Genomic DNA, 23,078 nt, shown 5'->3' on the forward strand with positions numbered 1-23,078 from the left:
CCGGGTTGCACGGTGCTGTTGCCACTGTACAACCGAAACGCAAGGTAAGTGCCAAGTCTTGTTGATCCTTTATGACATCTATACAGACGCAGAGCCAGCCGTATCCTCACGAGGATAGTCACATCCGGTGTCAGCACGACCAGCCGGATCCTCACGAGGATAGTCACATCCGGTGTCAGCACGACCAGCCGGATCCTCACGAGGATACTCACATCCGATGTCAGCGGGCCGCGGCAAAAGGGCAGCTGGGCTCTGAGGCGGGAGGCCTGAGGGAGGCCTTCTGGACGCTGAAAGGGAGTGCGCCTGGTCACTGTGACGGGGCTGAACGGGCGTGGTCCGACCGCCCAGTAGACTGGAGTTCATGACCGACAGCGCTGACACTCGCCGACAACTGCTCGACCTCATCGACGAACTCGCCGTGGTGCGCGGCAGGGTGACCCTCTCCTCCGGCAAGGAGGCCGACTACTACCTCGATCTGCGTCGGGTCACCCTCGATCACCGTTCGGCACCGCTCGTCGGCGATGTCGTCCTCGATCTCCTCGAGGCTCATGATCTGCTCGACAAGGTCGATGCCGTCGGCGGCCTGACGATGGGCGCCGACCCGGTCGGCACCGCAGTCATGCACCGGTCGGTGGTGCGCGGCACCCCGCTCGACTCCTTCGTCGTGCGCAAAGAGGCGAAGAAGCACGGAATGTCCCGTCGCGTCGAAGGCCCCGACGTCGCCGGCAAGCGCGTCGTCGCCGTCGAGGACACGTCGACCACGGGCGGTTCCGTGCTCACCGCCGTCGAAGCGCTCAAGGAAGCCGGCGCCGAGGTGGTCGCCGTGGCGGTGGTCATGGATCGCGACACCGGCGCCAAGGAACGGGTCGAAGCCACGGGAATTCCGTACCTGACCGCGCTGACGACCGCGGATCTCGGACTCGACTGAGGCCCGCCTCGGCGAAGTGGGCCTGCGAGGTGCCGCCTCGGCGAATTCGGCTCACCGATCACGACCTGGGACTCGACTGGCAATTCTGTCGAAATCGAGGACGTGGTTTGAAACAAGTCTCTTATTTCAACACGATAGATGAGACACTCCCCAAGAACTGTTTGATGTAAAGGATGACGCGTGCTCACACTGAAAGAGGTTTCCCTGCGCAAAGGGAAGCGGACATATCTGGACGAGGTGAGTTTCACCGCCGAGGCGGGCCGGATCACCGCAATCGTGGGAACCCGCTCGGCGGGCCGCACCGAATTGGTGCGCATCATCATGGGCCTCATCGCCGCTGATGAGGGCACCATCGAACTCGAGGACTTCGAACTCGACTTCGGCGACCGGCAGAACTTCGGCTATCTGCCCGCCGAGCGCGGCGGATACCCGAACATGCGCGTGCTCGACCAGATCGTCTACCTCGCCCGCCTGCACGGGATCACCCTGGGTGCGGCCGAACGGAATGCGCTGACCCTGCTTGGCCATCTCGAGCTCGCCGACCGCGGCTACGCACCGCTGAAGAACCTGTCCGGCGCCGAGATCGCCCGCGTCGACATCGCCGCGACCCTGGCCGCGGACCCGGACGTCGTCGTCATCGACGACGCCTTCGCCGGCCTCGACGCCGCCTCGCTGCGCCTGGTCACGTCCCTGCTGCGGGCCCATGCATCCTCGGGAGTGCCTGTCATCCTGGCCACCGACGACTGGGAGGCCGCACAGACGTTCGCCGATGACGTCGTCATCCTGAACCAGGGCAAGGTGACCACCTCGGGCAGCGTCGAGAAGCTGCTCGGTGACCAGCACTATCGCGTCGAGACGACGGACACCGAGGCGGCCGCCTCGGCGCTGAAATCCCGAACTGGAATCAGCGATGTGAAGACCGTCGGACGCGAGGGCGTGAGCTTCCGCGCGAATGATGCGAAGTCAGCCGCCGCTGCCGTGGCCGAGCTGAAGAATGTGAAGAACTTCGAAAGTGTCCGCCCGACACTGGCCGAGCAGTACAAGGAGGCTCTGTAATGGCGCGCAAAGACAATGGTGCGAATGACGAGTCCCCGGAACCGCTCGTGTCCAAGGGCACGGCCGGCGAAGGCATCGACGACCTCGGTGTGCCTGTCGAAGACGATGTGATCGAAGACGAGACCGCCGCCGAGGAGGTCGACTCGGACGACGAGGCGACCGCCGCCGGTGCGACCACGGGATCGGCCGCCTCGGCGAAGAAGGGCGCGGACGCGAAGGATCCAGCCGCGAAGGGCACCGACGCGAAGGAGACGGACGAGTCCGGCGCCACCGCCGGCCTCGACGACGTTCCCTTCGAACTCGCCGAGGACACCCCCGACCCCGACGAACTGCCGGAGACCGGACTGGTCTCGGAGTTCGTCGATGTCGGCAACCGCCAGGCCGCGTGGCTCGTGTCGAATCGTGAGTCCACCACGGCCATGCGCAGCCCCTACTTCCTGGTCACGGCCGCCGTGATCATCCTCGGCGTGCTGGCCGCGATCATCTCCGGAATCGTTGCCGACGTGCAGAAGGACTCGGGCACCCCGACCATGGCGATGGTCGGAGTCGGCGAGCAGGCGGCGATGTACGAGCAGCAGCTGGGTGTGAAGATCACCGACGCCAAGGACGCCCCCGCCGCCGAGAAGCTCGTGCGTGAGGGCAAGGTCGACGCAGCATTCATCCAGGACCCGAGCGGTCAGGGACAGCCGACGATCATCGCCCTCGACAAGCAGCCCGATGCCCTGCTCGAGAAGCTCGCACCGAAGACCGAGGCGACGCTGCTCGAGACCCCGGCCGTCGACGGTGCCGTAGCCACCCCGCTGCTGTGGGGCATGGTCGCGCTGTCGCTGCTCGTCGTCGCCACACTGGGCACTGCGCTGTACCAGAACCTGCGCCTGGAGAAGCGAAACCGGATCACCGAGATCATCGCAGCCACGATTCCGCCGCGCGCCTCGGCGTCGGGTCGAGTGACGGGCATGCTGACCCTCGTCGTCGTCCACCTCGTTGCGGCCGCCGTCATCACCGAGCTCGGACTCTCGCTGTCGGGCAAGACGTCCCTGGCATTCGCCATGCTGCCGGGCCTGGGCTGGTTCGCGCTGGCCCTGCTGCTCACCGCCTGGTCGGTGTTCGCGCTGCTCGTCTGGGCGTCGACCGTCGTCGGCTCCAAGGCGCGCGCCACCTTCCTCACGATCATCGGCGTCATCACCGTGGCGGGCTTCTTCGCCCCGGTCATCATCGGACCCTCGGGCACCGTCGCGAAGGTGCTGTCGTGGACGCCGTTCACATCGCCGCTGGGCATCGCCGGTCGTTCCTTCGCCGGTCAGGCCGAGTGGTGGGAAGGTCTCGTCGCCTCCGGCATCGCCCTGGTCCTCGCCGTCATCCTCCATGCTCTGGCCTCGGGCGCGTACGTGCGCTCGGTGCTGTCCGGTGGCGGTCGCGGCGGCAGGACCGTGAAGATGAGCAAGCGCGCGCAGAAGGTCGGTGCCGCCACCTCGGCGAAGGGCGCCGCGAAGTCGGACTCGAGCGCTGACGACGCGGATGATGCCGATTCGGACGACACGGACGACGTGGACGCGGACAAGGACGCGAAGGCGGCGGACGACGAGAAGTCGGCGGCCGCCTCGGCGAAGGAATCCGGCACGAAGAAGTCGGACGTGAAGTCCGGCGGAGAAGACGAAGAGGACGCGAAGTCGGCGGATGATTCCCGCGACGACAAGTGACCGAAAGCGCTGAACCGCAGGTGGGGGTCGGTCCGTGGATCGGCCCCTGGCCTGTGGGTGAGCACTTCGATCCGGAGCTGCTGGCTGAGGGTGATCGGCGCAATGTGGTCGATCAGTATCGGTACTGGAAGCACGATGCGATCGTGGCCGATCTCGATGCCTCGCGGCACGATTTCCACGTCGGAGTCGAGAACTGGCAGCACGACCTCAACATCGGTTCGGTCGTGCGCACCGCCAACGCCTTCAACGCCGCAGCCGTGCACATCGTCGGCAAACGCCGCTGGAACCGGCGTGGAGCGATGGTCACCGACAAGTACCAGCACGTCATCCACCATCCGAGCGTGGACGACCTGCTCAGCTGGTGCGCCGAGAACGACGTGCCCCTGCTGGGCATCGACAACTTCCCGGATTCCGTGCCGCTGGAGACCTACGACCTGCCCAAGCGCTGCCTGCTGCTGTTCGGCCAGGAAGGACCGGGACTGAGCGAGGAAGCGCACCAGGCGAGCCGCGACGTGCTCTCGATCGCGCAGTACGGTTCGACACGGTCGATGAACGCCGCAGCAGCCGCCGCGATCACCATGCATTCGTGGATCCGCCGGCACGTGTACGACCAGCCCGTGAGCTGAGTTCGCTGCCGGCAGCGCAGGCCTCGCAGCGGAGGACTTGGTCTCCCTGAGGAAATCCCGTCCTCCTCGTCCACAAGGCCGTGGTCTCGCCGAGGAGGCCCTGTCCTCCTTGCGCAGGTGCGGTTGACGGCATTGTTTGGTCGATCCACGGGGTTATTCGCGCTCAGATCACCGTGGATCGCCCCAACAATCCAACTCTGTTGGAGTGCGGTGGACCGAGCCGCCGCCACGGAGGTTGCCGACCGGCATACAGAGACGAAGAAGCGCCGAGGCGGCACGACCAACGTCGTGTCGCCTCGGCGCTTCCGTGCTGCCGGGATCCGGCCGCCTCGGTGGGCGTTGATAGGCCCCGACGACGCAGCGCCGCACGCTCGGGGTCGAACGTGCGGCGCTGAAGTGCCGGTGCCTCAGCTGAGGTCGGCGGCGTGGGGTTCGATGAGTCCGCCGAGTTCGGCGAGCTCCGCGGTCAGCGAATCCGAGTCGTCGAAGGTGCGGGTCATGACCGTCAGACGCTTGGCGTAGTGACCGATGGGGTATTCCATGGTCATGCCGATGCCGCCGTGCATCTGGATCGACTCCTGGCTGATGTTGCGGGCAGCCCGGTCGACGATGATCTTCGCGGCGATGACGTCGCGGTGGCGGTCCTTCTCAGCCCCGGGGACCTCGGAGGTCACGGCCAGGCGAGAGTACAGAGCCATGCTGCGCGCGTACTCGAGTTCGGCGTAGAGGTCTGCGGCGCGGTGCTGCAGAGCCTGGTTCGCACCGATCGGTGCACCGAACTGCTCACGGGTCTTCAGGTACTCGGCAGTCATCGTCAGGGAGGCTTCGAGCGCACCGACGGCCTCAGCCATGATCGCGGCATTGCCCAGGTCGAGGACCTCGGACAGCACGGCGTTGGCGTCGGCGGCGTCGAGGCGCTGGGCGGCGACACCATCGAGCTTGAGGTTCGCGCTGCCCAGGCCATCGGCCTGGCGCTGAGCCACACGGCTCAGACCCTCGGCATCGGCGGCGACGAGGTAGAGACCCAGTTCGCCGTTCTGCGTGGCGGTGACGACGAAGTGGTCTGCCACATCTCCGCCGAGCACGTTGTTCTTCTCACCGGTGAGGGTGAAGCTGCCGTCTGCACCGGAGACCTGGGTCTGCGGAGCGTCGACTGCGTAGCGCAGCCCGGGCTCGAGTGCCGCGAGGGCGAGGAAGGTCTGACCCTCTGCCACACCGGGCAGGATGGCCTGCTTCTGCTCCTCGCTGCCGCCGAGCAGAACGGCGTTGGCACCGAGGACTGCGGTAGCCAGGAACGGTTCGAGGACGAGCGAGCGTCCGAACGCCTCGGCGACCACGGCCACCTCGTTGAAGGTCATGTCCGCGCCGCCGTAGGACTCGGGAATCGCAAGTCCGAGCAGTCCCATCTCGGCGAAGGCCTGCCACTTCTCGCGGGAGATGCCCTCGTCGCTGCGAAGGATCTCTTCGCGCTTGGCGATGTCGTACTCGCTGCGCAGGTACTTGTTCAGTGTGCTGGCGAGTTCTTGCTGAATGTCGTTGAGTTCAAGATCCATTGTTGTCCTTCTTGGGAGATCGAGTGAGCGTCGGTATCTCAGAGACCGAGCAGTGCCTTCGAGATGATTCCGCGCTGCACCTCGGACGAACCGCCGTAGATGGTGACCTTGCGGGTATTGAAGTAGCCGGGCAGAGCGTCGACAGCGCCGTTGGGCAGGTCGGACAGACCCTGGCCCTGCACGCGGTCGGAGACGAAGTCGAGACCCTGCGGGCCGAGCACGTCGACGAGGAGCTCGGAGATGTCCTCCTGCAGCTGGGAGCCCTTGAGCTTGAGCACCGAGGAGCGCGGATCCGGCTTGTCGGACCCGGCGGCCTGGGTCGAGAGGATCCGCAGCTGGGTCATCTCGAGCGCGGTGAGTTCGGCTTCGATCTTCGTCAGACGAGCGGAGAACAGGGGGTCATCGAGCAGAGTGCCGCGAGCGGTCTTCGTCACCGCGGCATAGGCCTTGGCGCGAGCGAGGTTGACCTTCGAGCCGCCGATGCGGGCGATTCCGGTGCGCTCGTTGCCGAGGAGAAACTTCGCGTAGGTCCAGCCCTTGTTCTCTTCGCCGACGAGGTTTTCGACGGGCACCTCGACGTTGTCGAAGAAGACTTCGTTGACCTCATGGCCGCCGTCGATGAGCTGGATCGGACGGACGGTGACGCCGGGGGTCTTCATATCGATGAGCAGGAAGGAGATGCCGGCCTGCTTCTTCACGTCCGGATCGGTGCGGACGAGGTTGAAGATCCAGTCGCCGTACTGGCCCAGGGTCGTCCAGGTCTTCTGGCCGTTGACGATGTACTTGTCGCCCTGGCGCACCGCTGTGGTCTTGAGTGAGGCGAGGTCCGAACCGGCGTTGGGCTCGGAGAACCCCTGCGACCACCAGATGTCGATGTTCGCGGTGGCGGGCAGGAAGCGTTCCTTGATCTCCTGCGAGCCGAAGGTGGCGATGACGGGTCCGACCATGGACACGTTGAACGGCAGCGGCTGAGGAACGCAGGCAAGCTGCATCTCTTCGAGCCAGATGTGACGCTGCACGGGGGTCCAGTCCTGGCCGCCCCATTCGACCGGCCAGTTCGGCACGGCGTAGCCGTGCTGGTTGAGGATCCGCTGCGAGGTGACCATGTCTTCCTTGCTCAGCTCCTGGCCGGTGGCGACCTTGAAGCGGAGTTCCTCGGGGATCTCCGTGCGGTAGAACTGACGCATCTGCTGCGCGAACTCGCGCTCTCCTGCATTCAGTAGGGTGTCCATGCGAACTCCTTATAGATCGTTCAGTAACTTTCCTCCAATGGTACGGTTCGGTGTTCGGGCTCACAAGTGGGAGACGGCGAAGATCCTCGCCGAGGCGGCCCTCCGGTGGGATCGGATGTTGATGTCACAATCGCCTAACTTTATTTCAGAGATGTATTACTACACCTATCCCAAGTGGTAATACTGATCCAGGAATTCCAATGGTGATTCCGAGACGTGAGCTTCTCCGGATTGAACCCCGCGCCGCTGGGCTCCGCATTCCCCGCTGCAGAAGATCCCCAGGGGTACGGAAAGCTGAGTGACGTGTCAGGCAGGACCACGCATATCCCCCCGGTCGCACCGTCGCGTCGGCTCTTCGGCTATGAGTCCGAGCTCTCGACGGTCGTCGGCGCGATCTCCGGGCAGGGGCATCTGGGCGCTCTCATCATCGGCGCGGCGGGCATCGGGAAGACCGCGCTGGTGAATGCTGCGCTCTCTCGTCTCGACCCCGATCTTGCGGTCACCCGCCTGCGCGGCTCGGAGAACGCGCGTGTCCGGAACCTCGGAATCTTCGAAATCCTGCTGTCGAGGGAGGGCATCGACACAGACCTTCCGCCCGGTCGGGCGCTGTCGGTGATCGGTGATCTGTTCGAGCGCAGAGCTGAGGGCGGTCGCTCTCTGGTCGTCGTCGACAATGCCGATCTCGTGGACGATCATTCCCTCGCAGTGCTGGCCCAGCTGACGGATGCGCGCAGGATCAAACTTGTCATCGCCGCCGAATCGGCGCGTCCGCCGGTCGATCTCATCGCCGGACTGTGGCTGTCCGGAAGCATTGTCAGGATCGATCTGGACGGTATCGACGAGGCGGATGCGGCTGCGATGATCAACAGCATCGGACTCTCGGAGACCGAGACGAGATCGGTCTCGGAGCTGACTGCACTCGCCCACGGCAATCCGCGGCTGCTCGAGAGGCTGCTGTTCGGGCGGAGCCGGACCAGCGGGGTCGAAACCGCGATCGCCCGGGTCAATCAGTCCAGCCGCGAGGTCATCGAAACCGTCGCTCTCATCGAAGCGGTGCCCTATGACGTGCTCGTCGGGTTCACCAGTCCGCAGACGATCGACTGTTTGGCGGAGGACGGTCTGCTCTCGATCTCGAAGGGCCGAGGGGGAACGGTGAGCATGCACGAACCCGTCACGGCTGAGAACGTCCGAGCCATGGTCCCTCCCTCTCGCAGCCTCGAGCTGCTCACCCGATTCGATGCCGGAGCGGATCTTTCGGCACTTCACGGCAGGACGCTCTTCGGCTACGCCGCGTGGTCGATCTCCTTGGGCCGGGTGCCGACTCCCAAACAGGTTCTGGATGCCGCCGGTTGGGCAAACGCGCGGGGCAGATACCGCGAAGCCGCAGAGATCATCCGCACCAGCGGCTATCGCGGTCCCGAACTCGACCTCGAGCACGCCCGCAGCGAATGGGGAGCCGGCCGTCTCAGGCAGGCCCGGGAGATCGTCGACCCGCTTGTCTCCGAGGCGTGTCTGAATCCGGACACCTCAGCACAGGAGTATCTGTCCCGTCTCGCCTCGATGGAACTGAGGCTGATGGACCCAAGGAAGCCCGAGGAACTGCGGCTGGACTGGGTCCGGGACACACTTTCGCTGCCGATCGACGTCGGTCGGCTCGATGCGACGCGCGCCAGGTTCGACCTCAAAGGAGGTCGTATCGCCGCTGCCTGTGCCTTGGCCGAGAGCGTCTATCTCAACCATGCGAGCTCGGTGCGCCACCGTCTGCGCGCATGTGCGTTCCTCGGCGTGGCAGAAGTGATGTCCGGGCGGATCGAACTGGGACTGAGCTATATCGCGCAGGCCCGGCTGATGTTCGGACTTCCCGGGCCCGAATCGTTCGAACGGGAAGATGCCATCCCGCAGTTCTTCGTGGCGAATTTCATCGCCGGCAACTGGGCCGAGGCGCGGACGGCAATGGATGAACTGACCTCCAGTCGGCGGCTGACCAGGCTGACGAACGCGCTCATCGACCTGCGCACCGGAAACGCGGCGAAGGCCCACTGCATCCTCGGCGAACTCAATCTCGGTGCCGACCCCTGCGACATCGTCGATATCGCTGGAATGGCCAGGTCGGCACTGTCTCTCTCCGCTGTGCTGACAGACCAGCGGACGGAGGTCGTCTCGATCGCTGTCGACGAGGAGGCCGATGCCAGTCGGCATTCGTGGTGGGCTTCATTCGAAGCCAGACTCTTCGATCTGCAGGCACTGGCGCAGACGTCGCCGGGGCCGGCAGCCCCGCAACTCTATGAGCTCGGGGCCTGGGCAGAAGAACACGGCGCGCACACCCTTGCCTGCCTGGCCTGGCTCGAGGCCGGTCGACTCGGGCACGAACAGGCCATCGGCGGATTGTCCGCGACGTCCGGCAGGGTCGACGGCTCCCTCGGTCGCCTGCTGCGCGCCGTGGCACATGCCTTCAGCACTGACGATCTGCAGGCGCTCATCACCGCGGCCCGTGAGGCGCTGATCTTCGGCGCGGTCGTGCTCTGCGCCCAGCTGTCCGGCGAGGCCCGAAAACGCGCCGTTGCCTCAGGCAATGCTGCCGCCACCAAGGAAGCCCGGATCCTGCTGGGCCGGAGCCGGCGCGTGCTCGACTTCGATGCCGACGGCAAACGGTTCCACGCGAATCTGGGCGAGCTCGAGCACTCGATCATCACGGGCATCGTCGAGGGTCGAACGAGCGCAGAGATCGGAGAAGAGCTGCACCTTTCGGCCCGAACCGTCGAATGGCACCTCGGACGTCTCTACCGCCGAGTGCATGTGGCCAATCGGCAGGAGCTGCGAGAGGTGGTGACGGAATGGCTGAAGAGCTGACCACATCATCGGGCGAGAGCATCCAGGACGGCACGACGATCTTCGGGCGCAAGGGCGAACTCGAACTGATTCGTCAGTCGCTGCGCTGCTCGGAATGCTCCGGCATCCTCATCGAAGGCGAGATCGGCGTCGGCAAGACCCTTCTGGCGAGAACGGCCTTCGAGGACGGGAGCGACGGAATCTGGATCCGCGGGGACCGCGTGCACCAGAACACCGAGTTCGGCGTCTTCGGTCTGCTCGTCGACCTCGACGGCGACCCGTCCACGCTGCTGGGGCGAATCGTGTCCCGGCTCACCTCGACTCGAACCTCGCAGGCGGTCTTTGTCGACGATGCCCACCTGCTCGATTCCCGTTCGCAGGAGGTCCTGACCGACTTGGCCAGCGTTGGCTCGATCAGGCTCATCGCGATGTCGCGGTCCAACCCCGAGAGTGGGGTCATGCCGTTCTCGACTCTGGTCGAAGACCGTGTGCTCCAGCATCTCGTCCTCGGTCCTCTGCCGCGTGAGGACTATCGGTCGATGATCGAACACCGCCTCGGTCACATCGTGTCCCAAGCAGTGGTCGACATCGTCGACTTCCATTCGAAGCGCAATCCGGGAAAGCTCATCGAACTCCTCGAATACACCGCACGACGGTCGCGCTTCCTCCTGCGCCGAGGAGTGTGGATCCTCGACGGACATGACACCGACTATGATGCGCGTGCCCGCGACTACGCACGGATCGGTCTCGCCGACCACTCGCCGCAGGAGACGGAGGCCCTCGAGTTGGTCGTCCTCGCGGGGGAGGTGGAGCTGGCGACACTGCTCGAGGCGGGGCTCGGGGAAGCCGCGGATGCCCTCGTGGCCGCCGGTGAACTGAAGATCGACGCGCAGAGACCCCATATCTATGAGGCAGTGGAGAACCACACCTCGGACACGATCAGGTACACGACCCCGACCGGTCGGAGTCGAGAGTGGTTCGACTTCATCGACTCCAGCGGAGATGCACCTGCGGAGTGGTCGCAGGTGGTCAGGGCCGAGTGGGGACTGATCTGCGGAGCGGAAGTCGGCGAGTCGAGGACCATCGACGCCGCACTCATCGCCGCTCGCCTCGGAGACTGGCATCGGGCTATGCGGCTGATCGCGGAGATCCCGACGGAGAAGTTGAGCCCACACGAGCTGCTCTCGGTCGCTCTGCTCTATTGCGGCTGCAATAAGATTCCCCTCGGACTCGACATCTTGGCCCATGCGGTTCGCACCGCATGCTGTGCTCCGCTGGTCGTCGATGCGCTCGTGGTCTGGATGAACCGCTCTTCCGCCTCCATGTCTCCGGCCCTGCGGCTTGCGGACTTCCGCACCGCTCTCAATCGGCTGCACGAGGAAGGTGACGGACACCCCGGAGGGGGAGTGGACGCAGCGTTCGGACTCGAATTCCTCGACCGTGTCGCTGCCGTCGTGGCCGAAGAACGACCGATCACCGTGGACGTCTTCGACGGACTCACGCCCGAGGGCGGGGCCACGGGCAGCTTCCATCTGCTCGACACGATGCTGCACGCGACCGACATGCTCGACTCGGGACGCGCCTTGGAAGCACTCGCGCTCCTCGAATCCGCTCAAGCCGATTTCAGCAACGAAAGCACAGGGTCACTTCACCTGACCATGCTGCAGGGGCGCACACTTCTGCAGCTGGGACGAATCGCTGAGGCGAGGGAGCTGATGACGACACTGTCGACGCATGACATTGCGTACCTGTCAGCTCGGTCCGGGCCGATCGACCTGCTGTGGGCGCAGACTCACCTGCTCGAGGGCAATCTGCCGGGGGCGATGAAGGCGCTTCGCGCCGCGATAGAATCGCTCACCTATTGGAACTTGGGCACGCAACTGGCCATCGCGTTGGCGGAGGCCGAATATGCGGTCTCTCGTGTCGGGACCGCTGCTGACGCTGACGAGCTGCACGCCCGCTTCGACGAGCTGCCCGTCACAGCCCTCTACCACGAATATCGTCGAGCCCTCGTACTGCGAGCCACCGCGCGGGCGATACGCACCGGTGAGACCCGGTACGAGCGCGAGCTGCGTCGGATGTTGGACGAAGCCGAAGCCGATGGGGCAGCGGCGATCGTCGTGCTCATCCGCCTGCACCTCTTCCTGCACTTCGACGAGATCGCACCTGAGGCGATGTGTGAAGCGGCCGGGCACGGAACCGGGCGTGAGTTCGTCATCGTCGGCCGCCTCGGCGCTGCACTGCGTGATCATGATCGTGCAGCCTTGACGTCTCTTGCGGAGGAATACGGAGCGTCTATGCCTGACCTGGCGGGTAAGTGCATCGCTCTGGCCGCGCGATTCGGAGCTGGTCAGAGCAACGGACCGGGCAGGCAGAACATAGGACTGACCGCCCGGGAGAAGCAGATCAGCGCGCTCATCGTCGCGGGCCGATCGAATGCGGAGATCGCGCTGGAACTGGGAGTGCGGGTGCGAACGGTCGAGGGCCACACGTACCGGCTGTTCCGCAAGCTCGGTGTCGAACGCAGGGACCAGGTCGCCGAGGCGATGCGGGATGCCGAAGGCCGACTGCGCGCCTGAGCGTGAGCCGAGTATCACCGACTGCGGGATTTTGGACTCGGGTGAGTACTCACTGCGGTGCTCCGGTGGTGACCTGGTGGTGACTGAGTAGTGACCCGAAGGCGACTCCAGTATCGACCACCTGGTCCGAGACGGCTGCCGGCGAGCAGTATCTGAGTATGGACATCACGCCTCAGCCTCCTCAGTCTCCTCAGCCTCCTCATCGAACCGACCCCCGCGCCGTGCGAACGGCGGCGTCCGTCTCCGGGCCGGAAATCCTTCTCCGAACGAGTTCCCCGGACTCGACGACGGGAGGCGGATCATGCGTCAGGTGATTCGCCGCAAGGAAGTCGGCGAGCTCCGCTCCCTCCTCTCGCGGCACCGTGCCGCAGCCCTCACCGGCGGCTTCGGGTCCGGGCGGCGATCGATCTTGTCGGCACTCGAGTCGGAGTGGGATGGAACGGTGATCAGGGTCGCATCGAGTCCGCTCGATGAGGACACGCCCTGGTCCGGGATAGGCGGTCTGCTCGCCGCAGTCAGCGCATCCGTGCACGGCCCCTCCGATCCGGCGGAGCTCGCCGATGATGAGATCGTGCCGAACATGATGACGGCTCTCCGATCGATTCCAGGAGACGAGGACACGCTCATCCTCGTGCCCAATGCCGACGAGATGGACATGGACTCGCAGCGGGTGCTCGGTCAGGCGCTGCGCCGGTTGAAGTCAGGACGTCTGCACATCGTCATCACGGTTCGGTCGATCGACGATGACGGTCCGTTCGCCTCGGTGCCGGAGATCGAACTTGCGGATCTCAGCATCGCCGAGCTCATCGAGCTCGCCCGGGACCTCGCCTTGGCCCGCTTCGGACACACGAGGATCGCCGAGGAGGCAGCCCAGGTCGCCGCCCATGCCGCCGCGGGTCGTCCCTTGGCGGTCAGCCACATCCTCGAGGAGATGGCACCCAGTGAGATGCGCGGGGAGATCGCGCTGTCGATCCCGGTGCGAGTGGGACCGGCCAGCCGGCCGCTGATCGCCGACTATGTCGAGGGGCTGACGCCCAATGCCGAAGCGCTGCTCAGATGCCTGTCGCTGTCCCCACTGACTCCGCTGCGGCCTCTGGCCAGGAGGCTGCCCGGATTCTGGGAAGCCGTCGACGAACTCGAATCGCGCGGGACGATCGAACGTCGGGGAGCCTTTCTGCGGATACCCCACGGATTCGTCCGTGCCATGGTGCAGCAGTCGATGGGGGCGAGCGAGCGCCGCCGAACCCACCTCATCCTGGCCGAAGACTGCGCAGACACGTGGCCGCAGGTCGAAGCCTGGCACGTTTCGTTCATCGATCCGGGTGAGGAGACCGCCCAGCAGCTGGCGGCACACGCTCTCGGACTGGTGCGACGCGGACTCACTGCCGGAGGGGCCGAATTCGCCGAACGGGCCATCCGGGTCTGCAACGATCTCGAGGACCTGCGCGGTCAGCTGGTCGAGATCGCCGAGACGCTGTCCGACCACGGGCAGTTCGCCTTCTCCCGCCGCTATGTGAAGATCGCCTCTCGTTCGAACCGGGCCGCAGTCGTGGTCCGCGCTCGGACTCTCGAAGTCCGCAACGTCTTCCTCGAGACGCAGACGCTGCCGTCCTCACTGTTCACGTCGTGGAGCAGATACGAATCGGAGCAGGCACCCGCCGAAGTGGCGCGCCTGCAGCTGACGCTGGCGCTCTGCCACTGTGAACGAGGCGAATTCGCTCGAGCGCAGGAGCTTCTGGCACTTGCCGAAGCCGCCGATGAGTACTTTCGCGACAGCGAGATACAGCTTGTCCAGGCCGTGCGCATCCTGCTTGACAGCAACGCCGGGAAGGACGGGTCGGCGCTCGCCGGATTCGCAAGCCTGCAGGAACACCAGGACGCGATCAGGCCGAGCTTCGGACTCGCCGTTGCCCAGGGACTGGTGCTCACCGAGCATTATGAAGCCGCCTCGGCTGTGCTCGACCACATCGGTGAGACCTGTGCCGCGACCAGGGTCTGGAAGCGGCAGGTGGACTGTGTCCGTGCCGACCTGGAAATGCGCCTCGGCAGAGTCAGCCAGGCCGTCGAGGTCATCGACAGGCTCATCACGGAATCGGAGGCCGACAAGCGCAGAGGACTCGTGGCCGTCCGGCAGGATCGGATCCTGCTGCTGCACGCCTGGAAGCTGCTGCTGACCGGACGCGCCGGTGAAGCGGGGGTCGTCGAGGAACAGGCCGCGGTCCGAGCTTCGGCGACGAACAACCACCGCCTGCTGGCCGAGTTGAATGCGCTCCAGGGCAGATACCTGCTGCGTACCGACTGCGCGGCCGAAGCGATCGGGCACCTTCGCCGCTGCGAACAGCAGTCCGAGGACGAGACCAACCCGAACGTGCGTCGTTTCGAAGGCGACCTCATCGAAGCGTTGGTGGGTATCGGCAGAAGAGAGCATGCGACTCTTCTGCTCCAAAAGCTGCGTGACCGCGCGAAGGCATGCCCGTCTCGGTGGACCGATCTGTCCGTCAGTCGGAGTGAAGCGCTTCTGGCCGCCGGGGAGACTGCCACCGACCTGTTCGGGCGAGTGCTGCGGCAGTCCAGCACCTCAGAGTTCGTATTCGAGAAGGCGGTCACTCATGCGGCGTTCGCCTCTCGCCTGATCGACAACGGTTCGAACCTGAGAGCACGCGAACAGAGACTCGCCGCCGCGGCGCTGTTTCGCGAAGTCGGGGCCGGCCGTCTCGCCGACCATCTCCGCACCGGGCAGATCGTCGAAGAGCCGAAGGCGCCGACGATGCCTGAGCTGCCGCGCCTCGGCGAACTCAGCGACGAGGAGCTCAAGGTCGTCGAACTGGTTCGTGCGGGAATGAAGAACCGGGAGATCTCCGAACGGATCTTCGTCTCCCTGCGCACCGTCGAACTCCGCCTCACCGCTGTCTACCGCAAGCTCGACGTCGGGTCTCGCACAGAGCTCGTATCCAGGCTCGCGGGCAACCCGCGTCTCGCCGCGGTCTGAATTCGCGTCCCTTCGGAGCGTGAGCCGCAGACGGTTCGCGCCGTCCACGGCAGAACGCCCCGCGGAGACCCGCACCGCAGTCGCGGATGACCGCAGTCTCCCCTCCGCAAGCACCAGAACAGAGTCATCGCACTCATAGCGTGAAGTCGACGCATTCCGCAGTTGGAATCGCAGCATCGTCGGCTCTCACCGACGATGCCCGGCCGCCACAGTGACGGGGCCGGGAGAGTCGAACATGGGAGATCACGATGACTGTGTCAGAACATCCGAATCCACTCATCCGGGGGAGGGCCGGCGGTGTGGCTTCGCCACCTTCAGCGACTTCTGGATCGACGTGGCCGGCACGGCTCACAACGCGGATCTGGAAGGGCAAGACCAGGTTCCAGCTCGTCCTCGATCTCGTCGCTTGGACGGCTGCCGGCCTGCTCGCCTCGACGGTCATGGGTTCAGGAGTCGTCATTGGAGTCGAACTCGGTTCCGCGCTTGGGGCGGCAGTGGTTCTGCAAGTGCTCCTCGGCCTGCTCACCGGCCTCTATCGCAGTCGCTATCACTACGGAAGTTTCGCCGAATACGGCGGTATCGCCGTCATCGCCCTGATCATCGCGTGCGGACTGATGGCCGTCACCTTGGGGGATTCGCCGTTCGTCCTGCTCACTGTCTTCTCTGCAGTCATCTTCATGACCGGCAGCCGTTACCTCATCCGCTGGTCCCACCAGATCTCGACCCGTCCGCTGCGGGGCGAGCGAGTACTCGTCGTCGGCGCCGGCGACGCGGCTGAATCCCTGATTCGCCAGATGCTCTCGAACCCTGACGGTGAATATCTGCCCGTCGGACTCATCGACGACGATCCGCACAAACGGCAACTGAGCATCCATGGGGTCCGTGTTCGGGGGACGAGTGAGGACATCGCCGAGGCGGCCGGATGGCTGAATGCGGCCGGTGTCATCGTCGCGATCGCTGATTCCGACGCGGAATTCCTGCAGAAATGCCGCGAGTCCCTGGAGCCGACAGGGAAATGGCTGAGGACGATCCCGCCGCTGGCCGAGATGGTCAATCGCAAGGTCGAGATCGGCGATATCCGCGATATCAAGGTCGAAGACCTCATCGGCCGTGCCCCGGTGCACACCGATCTGGCAGAGATCGCCAAGAAGGTGGCCGGCAAACGGGTCCTCGTCACGGGAGCGGGTGGATCGATCGGCAGCGAACTCTGCCGACAGCTGTTCGCTCTCCACCCGGAGAGCCTCGTCATGCTCGACCGGGATGAGACCGCGCTGCATGGTGTCGAACTCACGCTCTACGGCTCGGCACTGCTGATGTCGCCGAACACCGTGCTTGCCGACATCCGCGACCGGGCCGCACTTGATCATGTCTTCGCCGAGGCGAAGCCGCAGATCGTCTTCCACGCGGCGGCACTCAAGCATCTGCCGATGCTGCAGAGATTCCCCGAGGAGGCCTGGAAGACGAATGTCCATGGCACCCTCAACGTCCTCGAAGCAGCACGCGCAGTCGGAGTCGAAACCTTCGTCAACATCTCGACGGACAAGGCCGCCGCACCGACGAGCGAGCTCGGCCGGAGCAAACAGATCGCCGAAAGACTCGTCAGCGGATTCGCAGCGAAGTCGCCAGGCACCTACCTCTCGGTTCGCTTCGGCAATGTTCTGGGCTCCCGCGGATCGGTGCTCCTGTCCTTCCAGGAACAGATCAGACAGGGCGGTCCGATCACGGTCACCGATCCGGAGGTCCGACGCTTCTTCATGACGATCCCGGAGGCATGCCAGCTGGTGCTGCAGGCGGCGACGATCGGCGAGGACGGCTACGTCATGGTCCTCGATATGGGCGAACCGGTGCGCATCGTCGACATCGCCCGGAGTCTGGTTGCGATGTCGAATCAGAATACCGAGATCGTCTATACCGGCCTGCGCGAGGGTGAGAAGCTCGACGAGGAGCTCTTCGGTGACTACGAAGGCTCCGTCATCCGCATCCACGACAAGATCAGCCGTGTTGAGGCACCGGTTCTCTCACCCGTCGATCTCCCGGAATTCACGGCTGACCGCGGCATCATCGACACCTTCTGTGACCGCTCCTGTCGCCCTCATCCGGAAGTCGGCCGCCGGGAACCAGTCGGCGGAGCCGCTTACCTGCCGGCGCCGGTCAAGCTGGTGAAGGATGAGGTCAGGCCATGACGATTTCGGATGCAGTGCCGACGAAGCCTCTGATGGCAGCTCCGTCTCAGATCATCCCGGCTGCCAAACGGATTCTGCTGTCGGGACCCGACGTCGGAGATCTCGAAGAAGAATACCTGCTCCGTGCCTTCCGCAGCGGATGGATCGCTCCCATCGGCCCCGACCTCGAAGCCTTTGAGAAGGAACTGTCAGATAAGGCCGGAGTCGCCTATGCGGTCGGACTGTCGTCTGGCACAGCCGCTCTGCATCTTGGTCTGCTGGGTCTCGGAGTGAAACCGGGAGACCGGGTGATCACGTCGACGATGACGTTCGCGGCGACGGCGAATGCCATCACCTACTGCGGGGCCGAACCTGTGTTCGTCGACTGTGTCTACGACGGGAACATGGATCCGATTCAGCTCCATCGGGCACTGAAAGACTTGATCGTGAGCGGAACGAAGCCTGCGGCAATCGTCCCGGTCGATCTGCTGGGTCGGCCTGCGGACTATGATCGGATTCTTCCGATCGCTGCCGAATTCGACGTCCCCGTCCTCGTCGATGCCGCGGAATCGCTGGGATCTCGCTTTCGCGGCCAAGCCTGCGGCAGCCTCGGCGAGGGCGCGGCAGTGTCCTTCAACGGAAACAAGATCATGACCACCTCGGGTGGGGGAGCGCTGCTCACGAATGACGAGCATTTGGCTGAGTACGCCAGGTATCTTTCGACTCAGGCCAGGGAGCCGGTGGCACATTATGAACACAGGGAGATCGGCTTCAACTACCGTCTGAGCAATCTGCTTGCTGCACTCGGGCGGGCGCAGCTGGCTCGACTCGATGGTCTGGTCGAACGTCGTCGGGAGATCCGCGGCCGTTATCGCGAGTCGATCGTCGCGGTGACTGATGGGATCACTCTCTTCGGCGACGAAAACGAACACCGTGACAACGCCTGGCTGTCGGCGGTCCTCGTCGATGAGGGTCGTACGGGCTTCACTGCCGGTGAGCTCGGTGCATGGCTGGCCGAGCACGATATCGAGACGCGGCCGCTGTGGAACCCGATGCATCTGCAGCCGGTCTTCGCGGGAACTCAGATGTATGGAGGTGAGGTCTCCGAAGGCATTTTCAGCACGGGTCTGGCGTTGCCGAGCGGATCAACGATGAGTGATGACGATGTCGAGCGGGTCATCGCGACCGTCGACGTGTTCCTCGACCGGCGAGCTCGTTGAGCCCCGCGATGAGTGTCGAACTGCCGAGCCAAGAGTTCAACGCCCACTTCCTGTGTAGACGGCATAGCGAGAGTGGATATCCGCACTCCCTATGCGGGCCTCCGCAGGGCACGGACCGGAATGGGCCGGGCAGGAAATATCGAAGATAGCGTGAGTTCGAACTCGCCTCCGGGCTTCGAACACTGGGCGGGCAGTGCGGCGTCGTTCTGTGAGCCGCCGCAAGGGAATCGCGCGCTTCAGTTCGGATCTGTCGCACGGATTCCATGGTCAAGGAGGGTACAGGCATGGAGAACACCGATCGGGTGGAACCTGCGGTCGTGTATTTAAGTTGCAGGCGGACGGTCAAGAACTGATGTCGGAAGAATTCAATGTCCTCACGGTGTGCACGGGCAATCTCTGCCGGTCGCCCCTGGCAGAGCTCGCGCTTGCGCAGCGATTTGCCGAGGTCTGCGAGATCCGCGTTCATTCAGCCGGCACTCGTGCGGCCTTGGGGCATCGGACGCCGGAAGAAGTGTGGGAGATCGCCGGGTTCATGGGGGTCATCGAGGGGCGGGCCGTACACGCTCGGCAAGTGGACGAAGATCTGCTCGGCGCTGCTGACCTCGTGCTTACGATGACACGCGATCAAAGGCGTGAGGTCGTCGAGCTCAACCCTCGCATCGTTCGCAGAACCTTCACCATCAGAGAGATTTCGAGTCTCGCCGCAGTCACCCGAGATGAGGACATTGTGACTGAAGGTGCAGTTCCGACAGCTGACCGCGCAACCCGCTTGCGTGCTGCAGTCGAAGCAGCCGGTCGGCGCCGGAGCAGGAGGCGGAACCTCACGCTTCCGGCGCACGACGATGTCGCTGACCCCTACGGCTGCTCTCGGGACATCTATGCACTTTCGGCCCTCCAGCTCGCCCCTGCTGTCGAAGGGGTATCGGTTCTGTTTCAAAGAGCGCTGAACCTCGGCGAGGGGGAATGATGTTGAAAGGCAGACGACGGCCGGCGGCAATGAGTACGCGACGTGCGCACCCTTCGGACGGACGGATCGCTTATGACAATGTGAAACGCATTGCCGATATCTGTTTCAGCGTGATCGGACTCATCTTGGCGTCCCCTGTGATCGCCGGAGTGGCCCTGGTCGTCCTGGCCGTCCACGGTCGACCGGTGCTTTTCCGGCAGTCTCGGCCAGGGCTGGGTGGCAAGGTCTTCGACATTCTGAAGTTCCGAACCATGGTGGAGCCCGACGGAGAGCGTGTGACTGACGGACAGCGCCTGACGCGACTCGGCCGGTTCCTACGCGCTTCGAGCCTCGACGAACTCCCTTCGCTGTGGAATGTCGTATGCGGTGATATGAGCCTTGTCGGTCCGCGACCATTGATTGTCGAATATCTCGATCTCTATACGCCTGAGCAGGCTCGACGGCATGAGGTTCGTCCTGGAATCACCGGATTGGCACAGGTCAGGGGCCGCAACGATCTTGAGTGGGCAGACCGTTTCCGTCTCGACGTCGAATACGTCGACGGCAGGTGTCTGCGAATCGACTTCTCCATTCTTCTGCAGACGGTGCGAACAGTCGTCGGTCGGCGGGGAATCAGCAAACACGGACACGACACCATGCCTGTGTTCACTGGACGGGAGAACTCCAGTGATGTCAGCCAATGACAGTCAGAAGGGCACGAAGATCGCCGCAGCAGTTTTGGTGGCAGCCCAGATCTTGGCGGCCGGTGGTGCAGTGGCAGTCAATCTGCTGGCCGCTGTCGTGTTGAGTCCGGCAGGGCGCGGAGACCTGGCTTTTGCACTGCAGTTGGCATACTTTCTTTCCGTGTTCGCGGTCATGGGGCTCGAACGGCCCTTCATCGCTTCGCGTTCTGGAGGATTCGGCACCGAATATCGTGTCTTTGCGCGCATGGTGACGCCCGGCACGCTCTGCGTTCTGCCCATCGCGTTCATCGCAGCAGCGCTGTCGCCGTTCAGCACCAGATGGATGTGGATGGGTGTGATCGCGATCGCCGCCTACGTTGCGCTCAATTCATTGGTGCATGCTCTGCGCGTCGCCTATGTGTGCAGCCGTGAGTGGAAATGGTTTGCCGTCAATGCGATCGTCACCCAGCTGATCATCGTCGTCGGAGCGGTATTGCTGGTGCTGATCGGTGTCAATGATCCGGTGGTGTGGATGTGGGCCTATGCGGCTTCTGCGGTACCGACAGCGGTCCTCCTGTTCGTCGCACCCCGCCCCTCGAAGCACTTGGAACCCACCCGAACCGAGAAGCGAGGACTCCGCCGGCGGGGCTGGGTGCTTCTCCCATCGGAATTCAGCAATTCCGCCATGCTTCGATCCGATCGTCTGCTTCTGCCGATCTTGAGCAGTTCGGCCGCGCTGGGCCTGTACGTCACAGTAGCCACTGTTCTCGAGATGGCCACCTGGCCGGTGCAGCAGTGGGTTGATGCTTCATTGCGGAATTGGTCTCAGGGCTTCTCTTCCCATTCTTTCCCAGTGGTGCGAATAATCGCCCGAAGCGTTCTGCTGCTGGTGGCTTCTGCCGCGGTACTCGCAGCCGCAGCATACGCCATGATCGTCTTTGTTCTGCCGGACTCCTATGCGCCGGCAGCAGCCGCTATCATCCCATTGGCTGTATCCGCCGTCATCTTCGGAGTTACACGCGTCCAACAGGGCCTCCTCATCGCTGCGGACTCCCCGGGAACGGTGTCGGTCGTCGAAATCATCGGCACCGTGGCCTCGCTCATTGCATACATCACTCTGATTCCGCACTACGGAATGTTCGGCGCGGCCTACGGGTCGATCATCGGATATGCCGTCTGCGCCGCTGCCGGAGCCTTCACGCTCGCGCGGGTGATCAGGCGCAAAGCAAAGCAGTCGTATGCAGATGGGCCGAGCGCTGACGTTGCCGATGGTGGCGCGGACTTGTCAGACATCGCACCGTCGGCAGCAGAGCCTGCAGGATCTGACGTCGAGCTCATAGACCGATATCCGGACCGGACAAGGAAGTGAAGTCATGGACGTATTGATGATCGCCCATTACACAGCAACTGGATGGCTGCCGAACGATCGCTTCGACAGCTTGGCGAGCATTCTTGCTCGCCGCGGTGCAGAAGTCGAGCTGGTCACATCCTCGTTCCAGCACGCGTTCAAGACGCAACGTGACACTTCGGTGGAACGGAACCCGCTGTACTCGACCACCTATGTGCATGAACCGTCGTATCGGAGCAACGTCTCTGCCGGTCGTCTGCGCAGCCACCGGGCCCTCGGGAGGAACCTTGCTGAATACTTGCGGCGGAGGAAGGTCCCGGACATCATCTACTGTTCCATGCCTTCTCTCGAGGTGGCGCATGCCGCAGCCGAATTCGCGGAGAAGAACGATGTGAGATTCATCCTCGACGTGCAGGACCTATGGCCAGAGGCCTTTGAAATGGTCTTGCGACCACGCTGGATGGTGCGCCAGGCTCTGATCCCCATCCGCAGGCATGCCGAGGCGATCTACCGAGCTGCGGATGCAGTGGTGACCGTCTCCGAAACCTATTCAGAACGAGTGAGTTCGGCACGCAGGGACGGCTCGACTGTCTCCACCGTGTACCTCGGGTCGGATCTGACGAGATTCGACTCCTATCCGGTTCTGCGTCCTCCCCGAACAGGAATCGCGGAGCTCGCATATATCGGAACTCTGGGACACAGCTACGACCTGCCGTCGGTGTTCGGGGCTCTTCGCGAACTGAGAAGGGAAGGCCTCCGCATGCGCCTGCACGTCATGGGTACGGGTCCCTTCGAAGATCGCTGGCGTGAGGAAGCAGGGGATCTGGATGAGGACGTGGTGTTCTACGGCAAGCTCGAATACCCGGAGATGGTTTCGCGTCTGCGCGGGTGCGACATCGCCATCAATCCCATTGTTGCGAACTCGGCGGCGAGCATCATCAACAAAGTCTGCGATTATGCAGCCGCAGGACTCCCTGTCGTCAACTCTCAGCAGTGCGCCGAGTACCAAGATCTCCTCACCGAGTATGGAGCGGGTATCAATTGCGAATCGACTCCGGCCGCATTTGCCGAGGCCCTCAAGAAGATGGCCGATGACCGTCGACTGGCAGAACGCGGCCGAGGATCCAGACGAATGGCCGAAGACCACTTCGACCGGTCAAAGACGTACGAACGCCTCGGAGGGGTGGTCCTCGATGCACATTGATCGTGGAGGCTACCTGGGTGGTC

The 23,078-nt window shown here is 64.0% G+C and carries 15 protein-coding genes and 1 pseudogene; 14 read left to right on the top strand and 2 right to left on the bottom strand.

The annotated features are described in order from the left end of the window. Nucleotides 1–361 precede the first annotated feature (361 nt). From pyrE to ACU4IU_RS10755, 4 genes are all read left to right on the top strand, one after another. On the top strand, nucleotides 362–928 hold the full coding sequence (pyrE, locus tag ACU4IU_RS10740; RefSeq protein WP_062862586.1) for an orotate phosphoribosyltransferase: 567 nt from the start codon (nucleotides 362–364) through the stop codon (nucleotides 926–928). A gap of 180 nt (nucleotides 929–1,108) precedes the next feature. Next, the gene (locus tag ACU4IU_RS10745) at nucleotides 1,109–1,984 is read left to right on the top strand and encodes an ABC transporter ATP-binding protein (RefSeq protein WP_434592072.1); all 876 of its coding nucleotides are present in this window, start codon (nucleotides 1,109–1,111) and stop codon (nucleotides 1,982–1,984) included. Continuing rightward, the gene (locus ACU4IU_RS10750) at nucleotides 1,984–3,684 is read left to right on the top strand and encodes an ABC transporter permease (protein ID WP_446656696.1); all 1,701 of its coding nucleotides are present in this window, start codon (nucleotides 1,984–1,986) and stop codon (nucleotides 3,682–3,684) included. The genes ACU4IU_RS10745 and ACU4IU_RS10750 overlap by 1 nt, the downstream gene beginning before the upstream one ends. Beyond that, nucleotides 3,681–4,310, top strand: coding sequence for a TrmH family RNA methyltransferase (locus ACU4IU_RS10755; RefSeq protein ID WP_172171925.1), 630 nt, complete (start codon nucleotides 3,681–3,683; stop codon nucleotides 4,308–4,310). The genes ACU4IU_RS10750 and ACU4IU_RS10755 overlap by 4 nt, the downstream gene beginning before the upstream one ends. 407 nt (nucleotides 4,311–4,717) lie before the next feature. On the opposite strand, the gene ACU4IU_RS10760 is transcribed toward ACU4IU_RS10755, so the two are convergent. Together ACU4IU_RS10760 and ACU4IU_RS10765 are read right to left on the bottom strand one after the other, a co-directional pair. Continuing rightward, nucleotides 4,718–5,863, bottom strand: a complete 1,146-nt coding sequence (locus tag ACU4IU_RS10760; protein ID WP_446656697.1) for an acyl-CoA dehydrogenase family protein — start codon at nucleotides 5,861–5,863, stop codon at nucleotides 4,718–4,720. Nucleotides 5,864–5,901: 38 nt separating this feature from the next. Further along, the gene (locus tag ACU4IU_RS10765) at nucleotides 5,902–7,095 is read right to left on the bottom strand and encodes an acyl-CoA dehydrogenase family protein (RefSeq protein WP_446656698.1); all 1,194 of its coding nucleotides are present in this window, start codon (nucleotides 7,093–7,095) and stop codon (nucleotides 5,902–5,904) included. A gap of 303 nt (nucleotides 7,096–7,398) precedes the next feature. Between ACU4IU_RS10765 and ACU4IU_RS10770 the strand changes: the two are divergent. The 10 genes and pseudogenes from ACU4IU_RS10770 to ACU4IU_RS10815 form a co-directional block, all read left to right on the top strand. Next, a pseudogene (locus tag ACU4IU_RS10770) lies at nucleotides 7,399–7,815 on the top strand (ATP-binding protein); the annotation flags it as partial. 1,380 nt (nucleotides 7,816–9,195) lie between these two features. Then, entirely contained in the window at nucleotides 9,196–9,945 is a 750-nt protein-coding gene (locus ACU4IU_RS10775; RefSeq protein ID WP_446657593.1) for a helix-turn-helix transcriptional regulator, read from the top strand. Next, complete coding sequence (locus ACU4IU_RS10780) at nucleotides 9,930–12,503, top strand: LuxR C-terminal-related transcriptional regulator (protein ID WP_446656699.1); 2,574 nt, start codon at nucleotides 9,930–9,932, stop codon at nucleotides 12,501–12,503. Before ACU4IU_RS10775 ends, ACU4IU_RS10780 begins: the two co-directional genes overlap by 16 nt. A 301-nt stretch (nucleotides 12,504–12,804) precedes the next feature. After that, the gene (locus ACU4IU_RS10785) at nucleotides 12,805–15,492 is read left to right on the top strand and encodes a helix-turn-helix transcriptional regulator (RefSeq protein ID WP_446656700.1); all 2,688 of its coding nucleotides are present in this window, start codon (nucleotides 12,805–12,807) and stop codon (nucleotides 15,490–15,492) included. A 299-nt stretch (nucleotides 15,493–15,791) separates the two neighbouring features. Further along, a complete protein-coding gene (locus ACU4IU_RS10790; RefSeq protein WP_446656701.1) occupies nucleotides 15,792–17,675 on the top strand; it encodes a polysaccharide biosynthesis protein in 1,884 nt (627 codons plus the stop codon). Beyond that, a complete protein-coding gene (locus ACU4IU_RS10795; RefSeq protein ID WP_376904603.1) occupies nucleotides 17,672–18,874 on the top strand; it encodes a DegT/DnrJ/EryC1/StrS family aminotransferase in 1,203 nt (400 codons plus the stop codon). Before ACU4IU_RS10790 ends, ACU4IU_RS10795 begins: the two co-directional genes overlap by 4 nt. Nucleotides 18,875–19,226: 352 nt before the next feature. Beyond that, nucleotides 19,227–19,841 carry an arsenate reductase/protein-tyrosine-phosphatase family protein gene (locus ACU4IU_RS10800; protein ID WP_446656702.1) on the top strand — a complete coding sequence of 205 codons (615 nt, stop codon included), beginning with the start codon at nucleotides 19,227–19,229 and terminating at the stop codon, nucleotides 19,839–19,841. A gap of 80 nt (nucleotides 19,842–19,921) precedes the next feature. Beyond that, nucleotides 19,922–20,524 carry a sugar transferase gene (locus ACU4IU_RS10805; RefSeq protein WP_446656703.1) on the top strand — a complete coding sequence of 201 codons (603 nt, stop codon included), beginning with the start codon at nucleotides 19,922–19,924 and terminating at the stop codon, nucleotides 20,522–20,524. Then, the gene (locus ACU4IU_RS10810) at nucleotides 20,511–21,872 is read left to right on the top strand and encodes a lipopolysaccharide biosynthesis protein (RefSeq protein ID WP_446656704.1); all 1,362 of its coding nucleotides are present in this window, start codon (nucleotides 20,511–20,513) and stop codon (nucleotides 21,870–21,872) included. The genes ACU4IU_RS10805 and ACU4IU_RS10810 overlap by 14 nt, the downstream gene beginning before the upstream one ends. A 4-nt stretch (nucleotides 21,873–21,876) precedes the next feature. Continuing rightward, the gene (locus ACU4IU_RS10815; protein WP_420096418.1) at nucleotides 21,877–23,055 is read left to right on the top strand and encodes a glycosyltransferase family 4 protein; all 1,179 of its coding nucleotides are present in this window, start codon (nucleotides 21,877–21,879) and stop codon (nucleotides 23,053–23,055) included. Nucleotides 23,056–23,078 lie beyond the last annotated feature (23 nt).

It is taken from the genome of Brevibacterium sp. CSND-B09 (genome assembly GCF_052906525.1).

Excerpts from the sequence above, each read along its gene's own strand:
- pyrE (WP_062862586.1), top strand. The coding sequence starts at position 362 with ATGACCGACAGCGCTGACACTCGCCGACAACTGCTCGACCTCATCGAC.
- ACU4IU_RS10750 (WP_446656696.1), top strand. The coding sequence starts at position 1,984 with ATGGCGCGCAAAGACAATGGTGCGAATGACGAGTCCCCGGAACCGCTC.
- ACU4IU_RS10760 (WP_446656697.1), bottom strand. The coding sequence starts at position 5,863 with ATGGATCTTGAACTCAACGACATTCAGCAAGAACTCGCCAGCACACTG.
- ACU4IU_RS10765 (WP_446656698.1), bottom strand. The coding sequence starts at position 7,095 with ATGGACACCCTACTGAATGCAGGAGAGCGCGAGTTCGCGCAGCAGATG.
- ACU4IU_RS10775 (WP_446657593.1), top strand. The coding sequence starts at position 9,196 with ATGGCCAGGTCGGCACTGTCTCTCTCCGCTGTGCTGACAGACCAGCGG.
- ACU4IU_RS10780 (WP_446656699.1), top strand. The coding sequence starts at position 9,930 with ATGGCTGAAGAGCTGACCACATCATCGGGCGAGAGCATCCAGGACGGC.
- ACU4IU_RS10785 (WP_446656700.1), top strand. The coding sequence starts at position 12,805 with ATGCGTCAGGTGATTCGCCGCAAGGAAGTCGGCGAGCTCCGCTCCCTC.
- ACU4IU_RS10795 (WP_376904603.1), top strand. The coding sequence starts at position 17,672 with ATGACGATTTCGGATGCAGTGCCGACGAAGCCTCTGATGGCAGCTCCG.
- ACU4IU_RS10800 (WP_446656702.1), top strand. The coding sequence starts at position 19,227 with ATGTCGGAAGAATTCAATGTCCTCACGGTGTGCACGGGCAATCTCTGC.
- ACU4IU_RS10810 (WP_446656704.1), top strand. The coding sequence starts at position 20,511 with ATGTCAGCCAATGACAGTCAGAAGGGCACGAAGATCGCCGCAGCAGTT.
- ACU4IU_RS10815 (WP_420096418.1), top strand. The coding sequence starts at position 21,877 with ATGGACGTATTGATGATCGCCCATTACACAGCAACTGGATGGCTGCCG.